General features: G+C 72.9%; 22 protein-coding genes. 15 read left to right on the forward strand and 7 right to left on the reverse strand.

Annotation, left to right across the window (positions count from 1 at the left end):
* Window positions 1-70: 70 nt before the first annotated feature.
* From ACZ7PG_RS08535 to crcB, 4 genes are read left to right on the forward strand one after another with little or no spacing between them, the layout of a single operon-like run.
* A complete protein-coding gene (locus ACZ7PG_RS08535) occupies window positions 71-1,459 on the forward strand; it encodes an FAD-binding oxidoreductase (protein ID WP_470238440.1) in 1,389 nt (462 codons plus the stop codon).
* Window positions 1,460-1,518: 59 nt separating this feature from the next.
* Window positions 1,519-1,926: a fluoride efflux transporter FluC gene (locus ACZ7PG_RS08540; protein ID WP_470239015.1), complete on the forward strand. Its 408-nt coding sequence runs from the start codon at window positions 1,519-1,521 to the stop codon at window positions 1,924-1,926.
* Window positions 1,926-2,258, forward strand: a complete 333-nt coding sequence (locus ACZ7PG_RS08545; RefSeq protein WP_470238441.1) for a DUF190 domain-containing protein — start codon at window positions 1,926-1,928, stop codon at window positions 2,256-2,258. Before ACZ7PG_RS08540 ends, ACZ7PG_RS08545 begins: the two co-directional genes overlap by 1 nt.
* Window positions 2,255-2,629, forward strand: coding sequence for a fluoride efflux transporter CrcB (gene crcB, locus ACZ7PG_RS08550; RefSeq protein WP_470238442.1), 375 nt, complete (start codon window positions 2,255-2,257; stop codon window positions 2,627-2,629). Before ACZ7PG_RS08545 ends, crcB begins: the two co-directional genes overlap by 4 nt.
* A gap of 42 nt (window positions 2,630-2,671) precedes the next feature.
* Here the strand turns inward: crcB and ACZ7PG_RS08555 are convergent, their stop codons facing one another.
* From ACZ7PG_RS08555 to ACZ7PG_RS08575, 5 genes are read right to left on the reverse strand one after another with little or no spacing between them, the layout of a single operon-like run.
* Window positions 2,672-3,622 carry an LLM class F420-dependent oxidoreductase gene (locus ACZ7PG_RS08555; protein WP_470238443.1) on the reverse strand — a complete coding sequence of 317 codons (951 nt, stop codon included), beginning with the start codon at window positions 3,620-3,622 and terminating at the stop codon, window positions 2,672-2,674.
* Window positions 3,619-5,718: a S9 family peptidase gene (locus ACZ7PG_RS08560; RefSeq protein WP_470238444.1), complete on the reverse strand. Its 2,100-nt coding sequence runs from the start codon at window positions 5,716-5,718 to the stop codon at window positions 3,619-3,621. Before ACZ7PG_RS08560 ends, ACZ7PG_RS08555 begins: the two co-directional genes overlap by 4 nt.
* Window positions 5,719-5,738: 20 nt before the next feature.
* Complete coding sequence (locus ACZ7PG_RS08565; protein WP_470238445.1) at window positions 5,739-6,590, reverse strand: PPK2 family polyphosphate kinase; 852 nt, start codon at window positions 6,588-6,590, stop codon at window positions 5,739-5,741.
* Window positions 6,591-6,607: 17 nt separating this feature from the next.
* A complete protein-coding gene (locus ACZ7PG_RS08570) occupies window positions 6,608-7,075 on the reverse strand; it encodes an SRPBCC family protein (RefSeq protein ID WP_470238446.1) in 468 nt (155 codons plus the stop codon).
* Entirely contained in the window at window positions 7,072-7,401 is a 330-nt protein-coding gene (locus tag ACZ7PG_RS08575; protein WP_470238447.1) for an ArsR/SmtB family transcription factor, read from the reverse strand. The genes ACZ7PG_RS08570 and ACZ7PG_RS08575 overlap by 4 nt, the downstream gene beginning before the upstream one ends.
* A gap of 144 nt (window positions 7,402-7,545) precedes the next feature.
* Between ACZ7PG_RS08575 and rocD the strand changes: the two genes are divergently transcribed.
* Both rocD and ACZ7PG_RS08585 read left to right on the forward strand, forming a co-directional pair.
* On the forward strand, window positions 7,546-8,778 hold the full coding sequence (gene rocD / locus ACZ7PG_RS08580; RefSeq protein WP_470238448.1) for an ornithine--oxo-acid transaminase: 1,233 nt from the start codon (window positions 7,546-7,548) through the stop codon (window positions 8,776-8,778).
* 437 nt (window positions 8,779-9,215) lie between these two features.
* Window positions 9,216-10,574 carry a DUF2252 domain-containing protein gene (locus ACZ7PG_RS08585; RefSeq protein WP_470238449.1) on the forward strand — a complete coding sequence of 453 codons (1,359 nt, stop codon included), beginning with the start codon at window positions 9,216-9,218 and terminating at the stop codon, window positions 10,572-10,574.
* Here the strand turns inward: ACZ7PG_RS08585 and ACZ7PG_RS08590 are convergent.
* A complete protein-coding gene (locus ACZ7PG_RS08590; RefSeq protein WP_470238450.1) occupies window positions 10,571-11,446 on the reverse strand; it encodes an FAD-dependent oxidoreductase in 876 nt (291 codons plus the stop codon). The genes ACZ7PG_RS08585 and ACZ7PG_RS08590 overlap by 4 nt on opposite strands.
* 68 nt (window positions 11,447-11,514) lie before the next feature.
* Between ACZ7PG_RS08590 and ACZ7PG_RS08595 the strand changes: the two genes are divergently transcribed.
* Entirely contained in the window at window positions 11,515-12,066 is a 552-nt protein-coding gene (locus ACZ7PG_RS08595; protein WP_470239016.1) for a phosphatase PAP2 family protein, read from the forward strand.
* Here the strand turns inward: ACZ7PG_RS08595 and zapE are convergent.
* Entirely contained in the window at window positions 12,020-13,039 is a 1,020-nt protein-coding gene (gene zapE, locus ACZ7PG_RS08600) for a cell division protein ZapE (RefSeq protein ID WP_470238451.1), read from the reverse strand. The genes ACZ7PG_RS08595 and zapE overlap by 47 nt on opposite strands.
* 89 nt (window positions 13,040-13,128) lie before the next feature.
* Between zapE and ACZ7PG_RS08605 the strand changes: the two genes are divergently transcribed.
* The 8 genes from ACZ7PG_RS08605 to ACZ7PG_RS08640 all read left to right on the forward strand — a co-directional run bounded on the left by ACZ7PG_RS08605 (window position 13,129) and on the right by ACZ7PG_RS08640 (window position 16,843).
* Window positions 13,129-13,866: a pyrimidine reductase family protein gene (locus ACZ7PG_RS08605; RefSeq protein WP_470238452.1), complete on the forward strand. Its 738-nt coding sequence runs from the start codon at window positions 13,129-13,131 to the stop codon at window positions 13,864-13,866.
* Entirely contained in the window at window positions 13,863-14,423 is a 561-nt protein-coding gene (locus tag ACZ7PG_RS08610; protein WP_470238453.1) for an RNA polymerase sigma factor, read from the forward strand. Before ACZ7PG_RS08605 ends, ACZ7PG_RS08610 begins: the two co-directional genes overlap by 4 nt.
* Complete coding sequence (locus tag ACZ7PG_RS08615) at window positions 14,423-14,836, forward strand: Asp23/Gls24 family envelope stress response protein (RefSeq protein ID WP_470238454.1); 414 nt, start codon at window positions 14,423-14,425, stop codon at window positions 14,834-14,836. The genes ACZ7PG_RS08610 and ACZ7PG_RS08615 overlap by 1 nt, the downstream gene beginning before the upstream one ends.
* Window positions 14,837-14,926: 90 nt before the next feature.
* Window positions 14,927-15,364, forward strand: coding sequence for an Asp23/Gls24 family envelope stress response protein (locus ACZ7PG_RS08620; protein ID WP_470238455.1), 438 nt, complete (start codon window positions 14,927-14,929; stop codon window positions 15,362-15,364).
* Window positions 15,361-15,744, forward strand: a complete 384-nt coding sequence (locus ACZ7PG_RS08625) for a hypothetical protein (protein WP_470238456.1) — start codon at window positions 15,361-15,363, stop codon at window positions 15,742-15,744. Before ACZ7PG_RS08620 ends, ACZ7PG_RS08625 begins: the two co-directional genes overlap by 4 nt.
* A gap of 39 nt (window positions 15,745-15,783) precedes the next feature.
* Complete coding sequence (locus ACZ7PG_RS08630; protein WP_013224542.1) at window positions 15,784-15,960, forward strand: hypothetical protein; 177 nt, start codon at window positions 15,784-15,786, stop codon at window positions 15,958-15,960.
* On the forward strand, window positions 15,957-16,304 hold the full coding sequence (locus ACZ7PG_RS08635; RefSeq protein WP_470238457.1) for an Asp23/Gls24 family envelope stress response protein: 348 nt from the start codon (window positions 15,957-15,959) through the stop codon (window positions 16,302-16,304). The genes ACZ7PG_RS08630 and ACZ7PG_RS08635 overlap by 4 nt, the downstream gene beginning before the upstream one ends.
* 2 nt (window positions 16,305-16,306) lie before the next feature.
* Window positions 16,307-16,843, forward strand: a complete 537-nt coding sequence (locus tag ACZ7PG_RS08640) for a DUF6286 domain-containing protein (protein ID WP_470238458.1) — start codon at window positions 16,307-16,309, stop codon at window positions 16,841-16,843.
* Window positions 16,844-16,870 lie beyond the last annotated feature (27 nt).

The raw sequence follows: 16,870 nt of genomic DNA on the forward strand, positions 1-16,870 counted from the left end.
CGGACCGAACGCTGCGCGAACGCCGCGTGCCTACGTTCTCCTCGGGTACGGGAAATCCGAGAGGGGCACCATGACCACCACCGCTCTGCCGCACGAGGAACTGGCCGCCGCGCTGCGCGGCGACCTGATCACGCCGGCCGACCCGGGCTATGACGAAGCCCGCGCCGTCTACAACGCCATGATCGACAAGCGACCGGCGGCGATCGCCTACTGCCGCGACACCGCCGACGTCGTCGCCTGCGTCCGCTACGGCCGTGCGCAGGGCCTGGACATCGCCGTGCGCGGCGGCGGCCACAACGCGGGCGGCCTCGGCGTCGCCGACGGCGCGCTCGTCATCGACCTGTCCGGGCTGCGCAGCACCACCGTCGACCCGGTGAACCACACCGTCCGCGCCGACGCGGGCTGCACCTGGGGCGACGTCGACCACGCGACGGTCGCGTTCGGCATGGCGACGCCGTCGGGCATCGTCGGGTCGACCGGCGTCGCGGGCCTGACGCTCGGCGGCGGCATCGGCTACCTGGCCCGGCGGTTCGGCCTGACGATCGACAACCTGCTCGGCGCGGACGTCGTCCTCGCGGACGGTTCGTTCGTGCACGCTTCCGAGTCGTCGCACACCGACCTGTTCTGGGCGCTGCGCGGCGGCGGCGGCAACTTCGGCGTCGTCACGTCGTTCACGTTCCGCTGCCACGACATCGGCGAGAACGGCACGATCATCGGCGGGCCGGTGCTGTACGACCTGGGCGACACCCCGGACGTGCTGCGCTGGTACCGCGAGCTGCTGCCGTCCCTGCCCGAGGAGCTCAACGGCTGGTTCGGGTTGCTGACGATCCCGCCGGCACCGCCGTTCCCGGAGGAGCTGTGGGGGCGCAAGGCGTGCGGGATCGTCTGGTGCTACACGGGTTCGCACGACAAAGCGGACGAAGTCCTGGCCCCGGCGCGCGAGTTCGGGTCACCCCTGCTGGTCGGTCTGCAGGAGATGCCGTACACGGCGCTGCAGGGCGCGTTCGACGCGCTGTACCCGCCCGGGCTGCAGTGGTACTGGCGCGCGGACGTGTTCCACGAGATCTCCGACGCGGCGATCGACATCCACGTCAAGTACGGCGAACGCCTGCCGAGCATGCACTCGTCGATGCACCTGTACCCGATCGACGGAGCGGCGAGCCGGGTGGCTCCGGACGCGACGGCGTTCCCGCACCGGTCCGGCGGCTGGTCGGGCGTGATCGTGGGCGTCGACCCGTCGCCGGCCAACGCTTCGGAAATCTCCCAATGGACACGGGACTACTGGGAAGAACTGCACCCGACCTCGGCGGGCGGCGCGTACGTCAACTTCATGATGGAGGAGGGCCAGGACCGGGTGAAGGCTTCGTACGGCGCGAACTACGAGCGGCTGGCCCAGGTGAAGCGCCGGTACGACCCGGAGAACGTGTTCCACGTCAACCAGAACATTCGCCCGGCGTGACGGCTCACCGCCCGGCCGGGAGCCTGCTGGAGTAGGTTCCCGGTCGGGAGGTGATCGGCATTTCCGCGGTTCCGGCGACCCGGTGGGACGTCCTGCTCGCGATCGGCGCCGGCGGCGCGCTGGGGAGTCTCGCCCGCTACGGCCTGTCGGTGGCGATCCCGCACGCGCGCGGGGAGTTCGCCGTCGCCACGCTGGTCACCAACGTGCTCGGGTGCCTGCTCATCGGCGTCCTGATGGCGTTCCTGACGACCACCGCGCGCCCCCACCACCTGCTCCGGCCGTTCCTCGGCGTCGGGATCCTCGGCGGCTTCACGACGTTCTCCACGTTCGTGACCGACACCCTCGACGCGGCGACGACCGGGCGGATACTGGGCTCGCTGCTGTACACGGCAGCGTCGCTGGTGCTGTGCCTGGCCGCGGTGACGGCCGGCCTGACGGCGACCCGCGCGGTCCGGAAGGGACGCTGATGGAAGGGCCGGCCACCCGCCTGACGATCTACCTCGGCGAAGACGACCACTGGCACCACAAGCCGCTCTACCACGAGATCGTCCGCCGGGCGCGGGACGCCGGGCTGGCGGGCGCTTCGGTGCTTCGCGGCGTCGAGGGCTACGGCGCGTCGTCGCTGATCCACACGACGCGGATCCTCTCGCTGTCGGAGGACCTGCCGATGGTCATCGTGATCATCGACGCGGAGGACAAGCTGCGCGCGTTCCTGCCGCAGCTGGACGAGCTGATCGGCGAGGGCCTGGTGACGCTCGACCAGGTCGAGGTGGTCCGCTACGTGGGGCGGACGGAGTGACGCTGGTCCTGGTGGCCCTCGGCGGGGCGGCGGGCTCGATCCTGCGCTACCTGACCGACCGGCGGGTGCAGGCGTGGCGGGACTCGCCGTTCCCGTTCGGGACGCTGACGGTGAACGTCGTGGGCTCGTTCATCCTGGGTTTCCTGAGCGGCTGGCTGCTGCACGGCGCGGAGCCGTCGTCGGTCCGGGCTCTCGTGGCGGTAGGGTTTTGCGGCGGGCTGACGACGTTCTCGACGTTCGGCTACGAGACCGTCCGGCTGTTCCTGGAGAAGACGCGGCTGTACGCGGTGCTCAACGTCGTGGTGACGGTGGTCGCGGGCCTCACCTCGGGCGCGCTCGGCCTGCTGCTCGCCACCGCACTTTGGTCGTGAGTGAGAAACAGTGTTCTAACCCTGTTTCTCACTCACGACCCCTCAGCGCGGCGCGAGGCCCCGCACCTGCTCGAACGGATCCCCGCCCGTGGGCAGCAAAGCGATGATCGGCGTCGTCAGCCCGTTGTCCACATAGGACTGCACCTGCTCGCGGCACGACTCCACGCTCCCGTGGATCACCAGCTCGTCCACGACGGCGTCCGGGATCACCTGGTTCGCCTTCTGCCGGTCCCCCGCCGCCCACGCCTCGTGCATCGGGGCCAGCGCCTCGCCGCGGCCGAGCCAGTCGTGGAACGCCGCGTACACCGGGACCGTCAGGTAGCTCGAGATCAGCATGCGCCCCAGGCCACGCGCCGCTTCCGCGTCCTCCGTCGGGCAGACGAAGATCCGGGCCGCCAGCTCGACGTCCGGGCCGATCACCGAGCGCACCTGAGGCACGTCCGATGCCGCCAGCCAGTTCGTGATCGCGCCGTCCGCCTCGCGGGCCGCCAGCTTCAGCATGCCCGGGCGCAGGGCCGCCAGCATGATCGACGGCGGCGGGTCGGCCGGGCGCTCCAGGCGGAACTTCGAGACGGCGAACGTGTCGTACTTCTCGCTGACCTTCTCCCCCGCCAGCGCCGACCGCAGGAACCGCAGCGTGTCCCGGGACCGCGCGAAGGGCTCCTCGAAGGCCGCCGCGTTCCAGTTCGAGACGATCACCGGGGACGACGCGCCGATGCCGAGGACGAACCGGCCGGGTGCCAGCTCCGCGACCGTCGCCGCCTGCATCGCCAGCAGGCCCGGCCCGCGGGTGTACACCGGGACGATCGCGGTGCCCAGCCGCAGCTGCGGCGCCCACTGCGACGCGAGCACGAGCGGCGTGAACGCGTCCGTGCCCGCCGTCTCCGCCGTCCACGCGTCGGTGTAACCCAGGTCCGGCAGCTGCTCGACCAGCTCCCGGTGCGCCGTCAGCGGCACTCCGGTCAGCGGAATCGTGAGACCCCAACGGCTCATGAATTCTCCTTGTCCACGGCGGAAAGCTCGCGCAGCAGCCAGTCCACCTGCGTGCGCATCAGGTTCTCCGCGACCTCTTCGGCCTGCGGCGTCATGTGGGTGGCGCCGGCCAGCGGCAGGAAGACGTGCGGCCGCCCCTTCGCCAGCAGCGCCGACGACAAACGCAGCGAGTGCGCGACGAACACGTTGTCGTCGGCCAGCCCGTGCACGATCAGCAGCGCGCGGCTCAGTTCCGCGGCGCTCTCGATCAGCGAGTTGTGCGCGTAGCTCTCGACCTCGTCCTGGGGCTTGCCCAGGTACCGCTCGGTGTAGTGCGTGTCGTACAGCGACCAGTCGGTGACCGGCGCGCCCGCGACCGCCGCGTGGAAGACGTCCGGCCGGCGCAGCACCGCCAGCGCCGAGAGGTACCCGCCGTAGGACCAGCCGCGGATCGCGACGCGCTCGACGTCCAGCTCCGGGAACTGCGCAGCCGCCGCCTGCAGCGCGTCCACCTGGTCCTGCAGCGTGACGTCGGCGAGCCGGCCGTGGACCTCGCGCTCCCACACCGCGCCGCGGCCCGGGGTGCCGCGGCCGTCCGCGACGAGCACCGCGAAGCCCTGGTCGGCGAGCCACTGCGACGTCAGGAACGCGTTGCGGCTCTGCAGCACGCGCTGGGCGTGCGGGCCGCCGTACGGGTCGAGCAGCACCGGCAGCTTGCCTTCGCTCGGCTCGTAGCCGCGCGGCAGGAGCAGCGCCGCGCGCAGGCCGCGCTCCCCCAGCGTCAGCCAGGTCAGGTTGGGCACGATGTCCGGGTCCACAGTGGACGTCGCGATCGACGCGACCGGCGCGCCGTCCCGCAGCACCGACACCCGCGGACCGCTGTGTTCGAGGCTCCACGAGGAAAGCACGGTGACCGCCGCGGACCCGGCCCCGACGTGCACACCGTCCACGGTGGACAGCCGGCGGACCGTGGCGCCTTCCGTCCGGAAAACGTGGATCTGCGTCGGGTCCTCTTCGGACGCGCTGAAGAGGATTTCGTCGCCGACGTCGAGCACGGCGCGCAGCTGCAGCCCGGCCGGGGTGACGGCCTCGCCGCCGACGAACAGCCGGTGGTCGCCGTCGACCATCCCCTCGGTGACGAGCCGCCCGTCGGGGGTCCACGCCGGGACGCCGCCGACGATGTCGATCCAGTGCTGGTCGGCCGCGGTGTGCACGACCGACGTCGAGCCGTCGGCGACGTCCAGGGCGAGGACGTCCATCCGCTTCTGGTCGCGTGGCTCCACCGCCAGCAGCGGCGGGCCGCCCGCCGACCAGTGCACCGAAGCCAGGTACTCCCACTCACCCGGGGCGACGTCCACGCGGGAGCCGTCCAGGCCGAGCACCGACAGCGACACGAGCGCGTTCGTGGTGCCCGCGGCCGGGTAGGCGACGACGTTCGCCGGGTGCTGCGGGTTGGCCGGGTCGGCGATCGTCCAGCGCGGCACCGGACCGCGGTCGGAGCGCTCGGCCAGGATGCTCGCGCCGTCCGGGGACCACCAGTAGCCGCGGCTGCGGTCCATCTCCTCGGCCGCGATGAACTCGGCGAGACCCCAGGCGATGTCCTCGCCGTCTTCCTCGACGAGCACGCGGTCGTCGCCGGTGGCCAGCTCCAGTACGTGCAGCCGCCGGTCCTGCACGTACGCGACGTGCGTACCGGCCGGGTTCGGGCGCGGGTCGATGACCGAGCCGTCGACGCGCAGGGTCACCTCGCCGGAAGCGAGATCCAGCGTGTGGAGCTTGCCCGACAGCGAGAACGCGGCGACCGTGAACGCCGCGTCGACGCTGTAGTGGACGACCCCGCCGCCGGTCTCGCGAGCGCGTTCACGCCGCGCCCGCTCCTCGGCCGGCAGCTCCTCCTCGCCGGGCAGCAGCTCGACGGCGTCGACGAGCTTCGTCTCGGCGCCGGTCGCCAGGTCGGCCGACCACAGGCTGTGCCGGGGGTCGGTGCCCGACTCCGCGCGCAGGAACAGCACGCGCGAGGCGTCCGGGGCGACCCGGAACTCCTTCGGCGCGCCGAGGGTGAAGCGCTGGGTCCGGGCCTGCTTGCGGAGGAACGGGAGGTCGTCGACATCGGTCACGTCCGCACTCTTTCAGACGATCACGACGGGACGCCAACACCCTTCAGCTTCGCCAGCTCTTCGGCGACGTCGTAGTCCGGCTCCGGGAACTCCGGCTTCAGCTCCGTGAGGGTCTCGATCAGCAGTTCGGCGACCGCCCAGTTCCGGTACCACTTGTGGTCGGCGGGCACGACGTACCAGGGGGCGTGGGCGGTCGACGTCTTCTTGAAGATGTCGGCGTAGGCCTCCTGGTAGGCCGGCCAGTGCGAGCGGGCTTCGAGGTCGCCCGGGTTGTACTTCCAGCGCTTCTCGGGTGTCTCCAGCCGGGCCTTCAGCCGGTTCAGCTGCTCCTCCGGCGAGATGTGCAGGAAGACCTTGACGACGGTCGTGCCCGTCTCCGTCAGCTCCTGCTCGAAGGCGTTGATCTCGCCGTAGCGGCGGCGGCGCTCGGCCGCGGTCAGCAGCCCGGTCACGCGCGGGACCAGGATGTCCTCGTAGTGCGAGCGGTCGAAGACGCCGATCTGGCCGGGCGTGGGCAGCTGCTTGCGGATCCGCCACAGGTAGTGGTGGCGCCGCTCGGCCGCGGTGGGCTTCTTGAACGCGGCGTAGTGCACGCCCATCGGGTTCACCAGGCCGAGCACGTGCGAGACCGTGCCGCCCTTGCCCGAGGTGTCCATGCCCTGCAGCACGAGCAGGACGCTGCGCCGTCCGCCGCCGACGCCCTCGGCGTAGAGCGCCTCCTGCAGCCCGGACAGCCGCTCGCCGGCGCCTTCGAACTTGGCGAGCGCCTTGGCTTTCTTGCCGGGCCCCACCGGGGTCGAGCCCGGGTCCGGCAGCTCCGCGCCGACGCGCAGCGTGTTCCGGACCCGGCTTCCGTCGTCCTTCTTGGCCATCTCGTGAAGTTACCCGCTCAGGCGGCGGCTTTCTCGGCGAAGAGTTTCAGCAGACCACCGTGTCCTCCCTCGGTGGAGACGCCGTCACGGACCTTCCGCGCGGTTTCGCCGTGCCGCTCGAAGTTCCGGTGCTCCAGCTCGACTCGCGTGCTGCGCGGCCCCTCCTCGACGAATCTCACCTCGATCTCGCTGGCGTGCGCGGGATCGGGGTCGACCTTCCAGTCGCCGTCGATCCGCCACGACAGGACCACCCGGGCGGGTGGCTCCCAGACGAGCACCTCGCCCCACTGGCACTCGGCGCCGTCGACGGTCTTCTCGTACCAGCGTCCGCCCGGCTTCGGCTCGATGACGGCCTCGGCGAGGTCGGCTTCGCCCAGGTGGTGCTCGCGCGGCCACCAGCTGTCGAAGGCCTCGGTGTAGGTCTTGAACGCGTGTTCGCGCGAGCACGCGACGGTGATCGTCTTGCGGATCGGCTCCAGGGTCATGACTGCTCCTCTTCGGTGGGTTCGGTGGATTCGGCGTACTCGGCGAACGAGCGCAGCGCGTCCGACCACATCCGGTCGAGGTAGGCGCGCACCGCGGCGATGCCGTCGGGCTCGAGGCGGTACAGCCGCTTCGTGCCCTCGGCCCGGTCCGCGACCAGGCCGGCCTCCTTGAGCACCTTGAGGTGCTGGGAGACGGCCGGGCGGCTGATCGGCAGGTCCGCGGCCAGCTCACCGACCGCGCGGGGCCCGGCACGGAGCGCTTCGACGATCGCGCGCCGCGACGGGTCGGCCAGCGCGGCCAGCTGGTCGCTTCCGTAAGTCGCCACGAACGGTAAGTTACGGCTTACCAATGGCCTCGTCAACCGGCGCGCACTGTTTCGAGGGTGTTACACACGGATTGCGCAACGAACAACGGGTGAAAGCAACGATTCCCGGCTGAACTCTGCGTGTTCTGCCTCTAATCTGAACAGATGACGACGTTCGCCGGCCGGGAGACCGCCGCCCCCTCCGCCGCGAGCTTCATCGAGCTCGACGAGCGGTGGAGCACGCACAACTACCACCCCCTGCCCGTCGTGATCGCCGAAGCTTCCGGGGCTTCGGTGACCGACGTCGAAGGCCGGTCCTACCTGGACTTCCTGTCGGGGTACTCCGCGCTGAACTTCGGCCACCGCCACCCGGACCTGATCGCCGCCGCGGTCGAGCAGCTCGGCCGCGTCACGCTGACGTCGCGGGCGTTCCACCACGACCAGCTCGGCCTGTTCTGCCGCGAGCTGGCCGAGCTGACCGGCACCGAGCTCGTCCTGCCGATGAACTCCGGCGCCGAGGCCGTCGAGTCCGCCGTCAAGATCGCCCGCAAGTGGGCGCACCGCGTCAAGGGCGTGCCCGACGGCACCGCCGAAATCATCGTCGCCGACTCGAACTTCCACGGCCGGACCACCACGATCGTGTCGTTCTCGACCGACGAGACCGCCCGCGCCGACTTCGGCCCGTTCACGCCGGGCTTCGTGACGGTGAAGTACGGCGACGCGGCCGCGCTGCGCGACGCGATCACCCCGCGCACGGCCGCCGTGCTGCTGGAGCCGGTGCAGGGCGAGGCCGGCGTCATCGTCCCGCCGGAGGGCTACTTCGCCGACGTGCGCGCCGCCTGTGACGAGCACGGCGTGCTGCTGATCGCCGACGAGATCCAGTCCGGGCTGGCCCGCACCGGCACGGTGCTGGCACTGGACCACGAGGGCGTCCGCGCGGACGTGTACACGCTGGGCAAGGCCCTCGGCGGCGGCATCATGCCGGTGTCCGCGGTGGTCGGCCGCCGCGACGTCCTGGGAGTGCTGAAGCCGGGCGAGCACGGCTCGACGTTCGGCGGCAACCCCCTGGCGTGCGCGGTCGGGCGCGCGGTCGTCCGCCTGCTGGCGACGGGCGAGTTCCAGCAGCGGTCGACGGAGCTGGGTGCCCACCTGCAGACGCGGCTGGGTTCGCTGATCGGGTCCGGGCTGTCCGAGGTCCGCGGCCGCGGCCTGTGGGCGGGCATCGACATCGCCCCGGGCGGACCGTCCGGGCGCGAGGCGTCCGAGGCACTGGCCGGCCGAGGTGTGCTGTGCAAGGAGACGCACGAGCGCACGCTGCGGGTGGCACCGCCGCTGGTGATCACCCGCGAGGAGCTGGACCGCGGCATCGACGCGATCGCCGAGGTCATCCGCCCCTGAACCCCCGGATGCCGCCGGGTGAGCCTCCCGCCCCGGCGGCATCCGGAGCACAACGCGGCTTTGGTGCGCGGCCCTGGTGCGCGCTGCGGCCGGCCCGCGGGCGGCGGCAGTCCGCAGCCCTGGCGGCATCCGGAGCACAACGCGGCGCCGGTATGCGCTGCCGGCGATCCGAGCCCGGGCCGGCCCGCGGGCGGCGGCAGTCCGCAGCGCAGATCCGGTCCCGGCGAGCACCCCGGCGCGGCTCGCGCGGCCCCGGCCCAGGCGAGCACGGCCCCGGCCCGGTGGCGCATCCCCGGGCCCAGGCGAGAACCCCGCCGCGGCATGCGCGGCCCCGGCCCGGCGGCGCGTCCCCCGTCCCGGCCTTCGGGTCATGAGCGCGGCCGGGTGACACCTGGCGGCTCGGGAGCAGATCGTCCCCTTCGGACGTTGTGCCCGATATGGGATCAGGGGAATGGGTGGAGCGGCCGCTCGTCGGCGCCGACAGCGTCACGCCGGCCGAACTCTACGAACAGGGCAAGCGGCTCCGGGACAAGACGCCCGCCGCCGTGCACGATCACGAAGCCGCCGCGAAGGACCGGCCGAGCGCGAAGCAGTACTTCGACGCCAGCAACGCCGGGCGCCTCCCCGAACTGGTCGAGCTCCGTCGCGAACGCATGGTCGCTTCGCCGTTCACCTTCTTCCGCGGCGCCGCCGGGCTGATGGGTGCCGATCTCGCCGGGACGCCGTCGTCCGGGGTCACCGCGCAGCTCTGCGGCGATGCCCACGCCGCCAACTTCGGGCTCTACGGCACGCCCGAAGGCAAGATCGTGATGGACATCAACGACTTCGACGAGACCGTCCCGGGCCCGTGGGAGTGGGACCTCAAGCGGCTCGCGGCCAGCCTCGTGCTCGCCGGCCGCGAGGGCGGCATCGGCGAGTCCGGCTGCCGCGAAGCCGCCGAAGACGCCGTGAAGTCCTACCGCCGCACCATTCGCGCGCTCGCCGACCTGCCGTTCCTGCGCAGCTGGAACGCCCTGCCGGACTCCTCGGTGCTGTCCAAGGCGCGCGCGGACGAGCTGATCGACGACTTCGCCGACGCCGCCGAGAAGGCCCGCAAGAACGACAGCGCGAAGGTCGCCGCGAAGTGGACCGAGCGCGTCGACGACCACGAGACCGGCCTGGCGCGCCACCGGTTCGTCGAGGACCCGCCGGTGCTCACGCACGTCGACGAGAAGACGGCCGAGGCGGTCGCCGCCGGCCTGGTGTCCTATGTGGACACCCTGCGCGAGTCGCGGCGGACACTCATCGCGCGGTACCGGATCGCCGACGTCGCGTTCCGCGTGGTCGGCACCGGCAGCGTGGGCTTGCGCAGCTACGTCGCCCTGCTGCACGGCAACGACGACGAAGACCTGGTGCTGCAGGTGAAACAGGCGCAACCACCGGCGCTCGCGCCGTACCTCGACCTCCCGGAAGCGGAGCACGAAGGCCGCCGGATCGTCGACGGCGCCCGCCTGGTCCAGGCCGAAACGGACGTCCTGCTCGGCTGGACCACGATCGACGGCGTCCCGTTCATCGTCCGCCAGTTCCGCAACCTCAAGGGCGACATCGACCCGTCGGAGCTGGAGAAGGACCACCTCGACGACTACGGCAGGCTGGCGGGCGCACTGCTCGCCCGCGCCCACACGCGCTCGCTGCACCCGAAGCTCCTCGCGGGCTACTTCGCCGAAGACTCCGAACTGGACGAAGCGATGGGCGCGTACGCGGTGCGCTACGCCGACCGGACGGAGGCCGACCACGCCGCCTTCTCGGCACCTTAGGCCGCGAACAACTCGGTGACGTCCGCCGCGCAGCCCCAGGCCAGGGTGATCCCCGAACCGCCGTGGCCGTAGCAGTGGACGACCTCGCCCTTCCGCTCCAGCCGCACCACCGGCCGGTACGGGCGCAGGCCCACCGCCGACCGCAGGACCTCCGCCCCCGCCAGCGCCGGGACCAGCTCGCGGCAGCGGCGCACGATGTCCGCCGTCACGGCCGGGTCGGGTTCGACGTCGCTCCGGCCGGGCTCCTCCGTGCCGCCGCACACGACGTGGCCGCCGTGCGGGATGACGTACGTGACGCCCGGGCCGCTCTCGTCGACCACGAACTCCGGCAAACCCGGGTCGCTCAAGTGCACGACCTGCCCGCCGATCGGGACCATCGACCCGTCGCCCGCCAACGCCCCCGCGCCCAGGCCCGTCGCGTTGACCACCGGGCCCAGGTCCGACAGCGAAGCCAACGTCCGGTGCTCGACGCGCACGCCCAGCGCCACCACCTGCGCGAGAAGCCAGTCCAGGTACACCGGGGTGTCGACCAGGGCCGTCGTGAACACCAGGTGGCCGCCGTCGCGGACCGGGTCGAGCATCGCCGGCAGCCACTGCGGCTCGGGCTCCCCCGGCGCCAGCAGGACGTGGCCGCGGCGGAAGCGCACTCCGGGTGTCTCCTGCGCGCGCAGCACGGCCAGGGTCTCCGCCGTCCAGCGCACGATCCGCTTGTCCGGCAGGCGCACCGGCGGGTACAGCACCCCACCCGCGACCGCCGAGGTCGTCTCCCCCGGCGGGGCCGCCGCGACGAGCGTGACGTCGTGTCCCGCACCGGCCAGCCGGTACGCGCAGCTCAGGCCGATGATCCCGGCCCCCGCCACCGTGATGTGCATGCCCGCATCGTGGCAGACGGGTGCATCACGGAGTCACAGCTACCCTCTCGCGAGTGAGGACGATGTGGGTGCCGGCCGCGGTCTGCGGGCTGCTCGCGGTGTTGCTGGGACTGCCGTTCGCCGGCGGGACCACGCCCGGCGCCGTCGACGCGACCGTCGCCGGCTGGACTGCCCACCTGAGCCCCGGTGTGCTGCGGGTGCTGGTCTTCCCGACCGAGCCGTACGTCGTGATCGCGCTCGGCGTGCTCGCCGTCGTCCTGTGTCTGCGCGCCGGGCGGCGGACCGACGCCGCCCTCGCGCTCGGCGCGCCGCTGCTGGCGATCCTGCTGACGGGCTGGCTGCTGAAACCGCTCTACGACCGGTGGAAGAACGACACCCTGGTCTACCCGAGCGGCCACACGGTGAGCCTGGTCGCGGTGCTGACCGTGCTCGTCCTCGTCACGCGCAAGGCGGTCGTCGCCGTGCTCGCCGCGCTGGCGCTGGTCGCCGCGGCCGCCGGGCTGGTCGGGATGGGCTACCACTACCTCACCGACGTCGTCGGCGGGACGCTGTTCGCGGTCGCCGTCGTGCTGCTCACGTGGTCGGTGCCGCGTCGCGTGCCAGTGCCGTCAGCCGGCTGACCGCGCGCAGGTACTTCTTGCGGTACCCGCCGTTCACCATCTCCTCGGTGAACAGCGACGGCAGCGGCTCGCCGGAGACGACGACCGGGATGGCCCGGTCGTAGAGCCGGTCGGCGAACGCGACCAGCCGCAGCGCGACGTTCTGGTCCGGCGCCGGGTGGACGCCGCGCAGGTGCACGCGGGTGACGCCGTCGAGCAGCCGCCCGTAGCGCGACGGGTGCAGCTCGCCCAGGTGCGCGCACAACGCGTCGAAGTCGTCCACAGTGGACCCCTCGTGCGCGGCGACGGACTCCTCGAGGACTTCGGGCGAGACCGGTGGCGGCGCGTCCGGCAGGCCGCGGTGGCGGTAGTCCGGGCCGTCGACGCGCACCACGCCGAAGCGGGCCGACAGCGTCTGGATCTCGCGCAGGAAGTCCTCGGCGGCGAAGCGGCCTTCGCCGAGCTTCTCCGGCAGGGTGTTCGACGTGGCCGCGATGTACACGCCGGCGTCCATGAGCTCCTGCAGCAGCCGCGTGACCAGCGTGGTGTCACCCGGGTCGTCCAGCTCGAACTCGTCGATGGCCAGGATCCGGTGCTCGGACAGCCGCCGCACGGCCTCGGCGAAGCCCAGCGCGCCGACCAGGTGGGTCAGCTCGACGAACGTGCCGTACGCCTTGGGCGAGGGCGCCGCGTGCCAGGCCGAGGCGAGCAGGTGGGTCTTGCCGACGCCGAAGCCGCCGTCGAGGTAGAGCCCCATGGGCCCGGCCGGCTCCGGGGAGCCGCCGAAGAGCTTGAAGCGCTTTTTCTCCTTGCGCGCCCCGATCTTGGCCGCGAACGCCGAGCACGCCTCGACCGCGGCGGCCTGGCTCGGCTCGTCGGGGTTCGGGAGGTACGTGTCGAACCGGACCGCGTCGAAGCGCGGCGGGGGCACCAGCGCGCCGATCAGCTCGTCGGCGGACAGCTCGGGACGGCGATCGGCGAGGTGCGCGGGCATGGTGCCAGAGCCTAACCGCGCGACGGGGCGCGCCCGGCGGCGATGTCCCCCGGTCGAGACGCACTTCACGCCCGTGTTGGGATTGTCGCGTGCGGAGCGTGTGGCCCTCTTCGACGGGCGAGCTGACCGGGGTGGACCTCGAGGGGATCTACGCCTACCCGGCCGATCTCGACCGCCCGTGGGTCCAGGTGAACTTCGTCGCCTCGGCCGACGGCGCCGTCGAGGTCGACACGACGTCCGCGGGGCTCTCGCACGCCGCCGACCGGCGGATCTTCCTGCTGGGACGCGACCTCGCCGACGTGGTCCTGGTCGGCGCCGGCACCGCCCGCGCGGAGGACTACCGCGGGGTCGTCGCGGGCCCGAAGCGGCTGGAACGCCGTCGCCGGCTCGGGTTCGGGACCGTCCCGCCGATCGCCGTCGTGACCCGCACCGCGGATCTGGACCCCTCGTCCCGGCTGTTCACCGAGACCGTCGTACCCCCGATCGTGGTCACCACGGAGTCCGCGCCGACCGGCGCCCTCGAGGCCGCCGGGGCGGAGATCCTGCGCGCGGGCCACGACGACGTCGACGTCCGCCGCGCGCTCGAGCTGCTCGCCGCGCGCGGGCTGCGTCGCGTCGCCTGCGAGGGCGGGCCGCGGCTGTTCGGCCGGCTCGTCGCGGACGACCTCGTCGACCAGCTGTGCCTGACGGTCGCGCCGCTGCTCGTGGCCGGTCCGGCGGCCCGGATCGCCGCGGGGCCGGTCGCCGTCCCGCGCCGGCTCGCGCTGGCGTCGATCCTGCTCGAGGACGGCTTCACGTTCCTGCGCTACCGCCGGGACGCCGGGTGAGCGGCGACGCCGACCTGCTCGCCAGGGCCGCGGCCGGCGACGACGCCGCGTTCGGCGCGCTCGTGCGGCAGCACACGCCGCGGATGTACCGCGTCGCGCTGCGGATCACCGGCAGCGCCGCCGAGGCCGAGGACGTCGTGCAGGACGCGTGGCTCGCCGCGTGGCGCTCCCTCGGCTCCTTCCGGCACGAGTCCGCGGTGTCGACCTGGCTCTACCGCGTCGTCACCAACAGCGCGCTCGCGCTCCTGCGGCGGCGCCGGCCCACGATCTCGCTCGACTGCCCGGAACCCGACGGGCAGTCCACTCTGGACAGTGCGCTGCTCGCCGGGGCCGACCCTGGCCCCGAAGGCCGTGTCGTGCGGGCCGAGGAGGTCGACGCGGTGCTGCGCGCGATCGGCAGGCTGGAGGTGTCGCAGCGCGTGCCGCTGGTGCTGCGCGAGCTGGAGGGCCTGAGCTACGAAGAGGTCGCCGAGGTGCTCGACGTGAACGTCGGCGCCTTGCGCTCGCGGCTGCACCGGGCCAGGGTGGCGCTGCTCGCCGAGTTGAGGGAGCGGTGATGGCCGAGCTTTCCGATCCCGAGCGGGACCCCCGCTGGGACGCCGTGCGCGCGGCGGCGCGCCGCCGGGTGCCGACCCCGCCCGGGCTGGTCGAACGCGTGCTGCGGGCCGTCGCGCGCGGCCGCCGGACCGCCGTCGAGGTGCCCGGCGAGACGGGCAGGCTGCGCGTCACCGGGAACGTAGTCGCCCAGCTCGCGTCGGCCATCGCCGCCGAACGGGCGCCCGAGGGGGTGCGGGTGTCGGCCGTCGCGGTCGAGGACGACGCCGTGCAGGTGCTGGTGTCGGTCCGGTTCGGGCTCACCGCCGACGCGGCGGCCGAGGCGCTGCGGCAGGGGATCACCGCGGAGCTGTCCCGCCAGCTCGGCGTCGCCACGACGGTGAACGTGCACGTCGTGGACGTCCACCCCGGCTGACCGTTCCCCCGATCGGGGGATCTTGCGTGAGGTTTGCCCGCCGCGGGGCATCGTACGGGCGAGAGACCGCCGCGAGAGGAGCCCGCACGCATGCACCCGGAACGGACCGAAAGCCCCGGCACGGTGACCCCGCTCAACGAGGAGGGCGCCGCCGGCCGCACCACGATCTCGTCGGTGGTCGTGCAGAAGGTGGCCGGCCTGGCCACCCGCGAAGTCCCTGGGGTGCACGCCCTGGGCGGCGGCGGGGTGTCGCGCGCGCTCGGCGCCCTGCGCGAACGCATCCCCGGCTCCGGCACGGTCACGACCGCCGGCGTCGCGGTGGAGGTCGGCGAGAAGCAGACGGCCATCGACCTCGACGTCGTCGTCGAGTACGGCGCGCGCATCACCGACGTCGCCCGCGCGGTGCGGCGCAACGTGATCACCGCGGTCGAGCAGATCACCGGCCTCGAGGTGATCGAGGTGAACATCGCCGTCAACGACATCCACCTGCCCGGCGAGGAAGAACCCGAATCGACGCGGGTGGAATGACCGGGGGCGATCCGGGCGACAGGGGCGACGCGGAAGGCCGGACGGCCTTCCGCGCGTTCGTGCGCGCCCACCACCCGGACGTGGGCGGCGACCCGGCGGAGTTCGCGGCCGGGCTGGCCCGCTTCCGCGCGGCGGGGGCGGCAGGCGGTCCGGGCGGGTCGGCGCCGTTGCGCGCGGATCGGGCTGGCGGCACGTCGTTCCGCGCCGGGAGGTCCGCCGCCGGGTCGGCCGCCACCTCATCCCGCGCCGCCTCATCCGCCGCCGAGTCCGAAGTGGACTCTCGCTACGACGCTCCCGTGACCTTCGTCGTGAACCGCCGCGGGATCGCGGCCGTCCTGGCCCGGTTCCGCCGCCGTCGCCGTCCGCCCCGAGTGCTGTGACCCGCACCTTCCATTCGAAGGACCGTCCAAGGAGGACATGTGAACGCAACGCAGACCGGGCTCCTCGCCGGGCTGATCCTCGGCCTCGCCGCGACCCAGGGGTTCACCGCGTTCCTGGTGACGCTGGCCGTCGGGATCATCGGCCTCGTCGCCGGCCGGGTCCTCGACGGCGAGCTCGACCTCGGCGAGCTCTTCGGCAAGGGCCGCGACAAGTGAGCCGCGTCCTCGACGTGCCACGCGAGCTCGCCGAACCGGCCGAGCGCGGCACCCTCACCGTCGGGCACGCCGTCGTGCGCAAGGTCGCCCAGCACGCCGCCGACCAGGTCCCCGGCACCTCACGCGACGGCAAGGGCGCCAAGGCGAAGGTCGGCGGCCTCGACAACGACGTCGACCTCGCGCTCGACCTGGCCCTGCAGTACCCGGCGCCGGTGCGGACCGTCGTCGGCGTCGTGCGGGAGAAGGTCACCGAGGAGGTCGAGCTGCTCACCGGCTACCGCGTCCGCACCCTGGCCGTGACGGTGTCCGCGCTCCGGCCGGACGTGCCGCCGAGGGTGCGGTAGCCGTGCGCCCGCTCGTCCGCCTCCTGTCCACTCTGCTCGGCCTCGCCTTCGCGGCCGCCGGCGCGCTGCTCGCGCTCGAAGTCGGCTGGCACTGGTGGCGGCCCGGTTCCGGCCCGCTGGTGGTGCCGTGGCCGCGCTGGCAGGCCGAACTCGCGTCGCTGGGCTGGGACGCCTACGCGGTGCGCGTCGGCGCCGGTGTGCTCGCCGCCGCGGGCCTGGTCCTGCTGCTGTGCGCGGTGGCCGCCAAGAGCCGCGCGATCCGGCTCACCGACCCGGCCGACGAGGTGAGCGTCTCGACGTCGCCGCGCTCGCTGGCCCGGCTGGTCGGGCTCACCGTGCGCGCGCAGGACAACGTCGCCGGCGCGACGGTCACCGCGAGCGCCCGCCGCGTCCGGGTCCGCGCGAAGAGCACCCTCGAAACCGAAGGCGAGCTGCGGCCACGCCTGCTGGAGACGGTGTCCGCGCTGCTCGACGACGTTCCGCTCGTGCGACGGCCCAAGGTCTCGGTCGTCGTCGACTCCACCAAGGACCGCCGATGAGCGAGCTTGCGAGTGAATCATCCAGCA

The sequence above is a fragment of the Amycolatopsis sp. NPDC114504 genome (assembly GCF_055633595.1).